Here is a 2799-nt window from a genome sequence, read left to right as displayed (position 1 = left end):
GAACCGCCTGGTGCGGACCCGCATGCCAGGTGGTGTGGCAGGGGCGCGGCTAGCCGCCGCCCCCTATGCCGATCAAGCCGATAACCCGGCAGCAGGTGACCATCGGCGCCATTGTCGTTTATGCCGCGGTGGCGTTCCTTCTGGCTGCCGTGCTGCTGCTGCTGGTGGGGTTGGTGTTTGTACTGGCGGCTCTAGCCCGGTGGTCCCCTGTCCGTTGGCGCATGCTCAGTGCCTACTGCATCGGGTTCGCACTGTTCGGCGGGGCGGTGGTCTTCGTGTCGCAGTGGATCGCCGCGCGTCTCCCATCGTGAACACAGCCGTCCATCGGCGATGGCTGGCTCGCGTGCCGCTGCCAACTCGACGGTAACAATTTTAACGCTGGCTCCAGTTGAAATTCGTACTTGTCCGATTTCAATCGTCGCCCTCCGTTGCTAGGCTGCGCAAGTTGTTGCATATATTCGGCGGCGCGAGCTGACGCTTACGCGTAACGGTCAGGGCTGCAGGTCGGTCAGTCTTCAACGGGGAAACGCTAATGCAAAACTACCTAAAGACTGATCTATCGCTTCATCACAGGACCATGAATCATGGCCGCGCTTATGACATCGCGCTCATCCAATGCATCGATGACTCGCACACCGATTGAATCAGTGATTCTCTGGATCGTTCGAGGCGATCAACTCAAATCCATAAACTAATAGATTCATTGATCAAGAACGACGTAATTTATTTTCTCTAAAACAAAGGTGAGCGAAATTGAATAAGAAAGAAAAAATTATATTCGTAACGAAGATCGTGTCGGTAACTGGATTTTTGTTTTTTTCGACGTTAATAATATTCTTTTTTATGCAGCCTCCTGAGACCGGGGTCGGGCTATTTGTTCTGGCAATCGCGCTCATTGCCTCATCTATTGCAACTATTTTATTTATAAATACAAATAAAAATTGTATATATGATTTTGTGATTAGTAGGGATTTCAGGCGTTTGGTTGACATTATCATCGGGTCAAGAAAGTAGTAACCGATAACTGACCAGCGGGGCGTAGGTTGAGAGAGCTAAGCGCTTCATGAGAAGCATCTCTATACTGCCGGGCCGAACATGAAGCGCAACATAGACGATAGCCGCATTGACGCCGCCGGAACTGACGAAGGAACAACGTGCCGAGTTCGAGGCTCTGGCGAGAAGCCGCCGTGATTGGAGAGCAAGAGACAGGTCCCGGACGATTCTGATGTTTAGCCTCGGCGTGCCAGCCAAGGAGGTAGCCAGGCAGCAGGAGTTGACGTTGGAGGCGGTGCACGAGAGGCGCTATCGTTGGTTGGAAAAAGGCATGGCGGCGCTGTCGGACGCGCCGCGTAGCGGTGCGCCGTCCTCGGGGAGTTGGTCGAGCAAGCCCAGCGTGGCGAAATCGAACTCGCCTACCTAGACGAAGCTGCCTTCACGCAAGCGCAGCCCAATCGAAGTGCCCGGACCCCAGTCGGGTCAAACACATGATTGAAGCCCGGCGCGGTAAGCGTCTGAACGTGGTCGGGGCACTGCTCTCCTCGGGAGGGCTGTTTGCAGTGAAATTGTGGGAGACGATGACTTCGGTGCTGTTCGTTGCATTTCTCGGCCTGCTGGTCGAACACGTCGGCAAGCCGCTGACCGTCATTCTCGACAATGCCTCGGTCCACACGGCCCGCGCACTACGGCCTTATCTCCGGCTGCTACAAAGGAAAGGCTTGACGTTGTACTTCCTGCCGCCGTACAGCCCGGAGTTCAATCGCATTGAGAAGCTCTGGCACAAGATGAAATACGAGTGGCGGGTCTTCAAGGCCCGCGACGCCAAAACCCTTGAAGCTGATGTCGATGTAATCATTCATGGATTTGGGACAGCCTACAGATTCACTTTTTGTTGAAAGATTAACCATCCCTACCTTCTTAAAAGAAATGGCGAACTCCAACACGGAACAATAGCTGATTCCGATTGGAAGAGACATTTGCGGCGCCGGCTACGTAGGCGACATCGAGAACGGAGCCGGTCGCATCACCACCAACATGCTGATACACCCCTTGCAGGTAGACATCGGTCCGCTTGGAGAGGAGGTAATCCGCCATCAGCCCGATCGAATGGTAGGTTGGATGCTGCTTTCCTGAGGTTGTGTTGAAGTCGGCGCGCGTATAGCTGTACATCGCGCCCAGCCAATACGACGCGCCAAACTGGTATTTGGCATTGACCTCGATATTCTGGAAACGCAGCGAAGACGGCTTGCCCACCGCCGGAGCGATCGGACCAACATAGCCGGAGCTTTGAGGATCGTTGACGTCAGTATTGGAATAGGCGAGTCCCAAGGCTGCCTTGCCGATGGTGTACGTCGCGCCGGCGCCAAAGATCCTCAGCCGGCTGCCGAGCAGGTTCTGGTCTCCGCCATTGTTGATCGCGCCGTAAGACGTGGCAGAAGGATTGTCAGCTTGAAGGTAGGCGGCGGACAGCAACAATCCGCCAACCGTGTATTGGCCCCCAACGCTAACCAGCCGATTGTTTGAGATCCTCACATCGTCACTGAAACCGTACATTGCCCCGAACTTCAAGCCACCTAGCGGCGGGCTGGCGTACTTGACAGTGTTGTTTGTCCGGAACGTGTTGATCAGGTTGTCGTTGTCGTACGGGTGGGCGAACATGTATCCGCCCCAGGTGCCACCGGCAGAGTTCTGTGCAAGGAAGTCCACCACGGAATCGTACTGACCGCCAACTGTGAGTGCGCCCAGCGTGTCACTGGACAATCCCATGTATGCCTGACGTCCGAACAGAAGCCCGCCCTGGAA

3 protein-coding genes are annotated in these 2799 nt (G+C 55.0%); 2 read left to right on the top strand and 1 reads right to left on the bottom strand.

Annotation, left to right across the window (positions count from 1 at the left end; genetic code table 11):
* Positions 1 to 65 precede the first annotated feature (65 nt).
* Positions 66 to 311: a hypothetical protein gene (locus AC1RWI_RS37850; RefSeq protein WP_492870868.1), complete on the top strand. Its 246-nt coding sequence runs from the start codon at positions 66 to 68 to the stop codon at positions 309 to 311.
* Between the two features lie 1173 nt (positions 312 to 1484).
* A complete protein-coding gene (locus AC1RWI_RS37845) occupies positions 1485 to 1892 on the top strand; it encodes a transposase (RefSeq protein WP_063778449.1) in 408 nt (135 codons plus the stop codon).
* A 22-nt stretch (positions 1893 to 1914) separates the two neighbouring features.
* On the opposite strand, the gene AC1RWI_RS37840 is transcribed toward AC1RWI_RS37845, so the two are convergent.
* The coding region (locus AC1RWI_RS37840) for a porin (protein ID WP_492870867.1) at positions 1915 to 2799 on the bottom strand (885 nt) is incomplete at its 5' end.

This window comes from Cupriavidus sp. MPR-AND1C, assembly GCF_058809705.1.
Note: the sequence above shows the minus strand (reverse complement) of the source record. Positions and strands in the feature narration are given on the sequence as shown.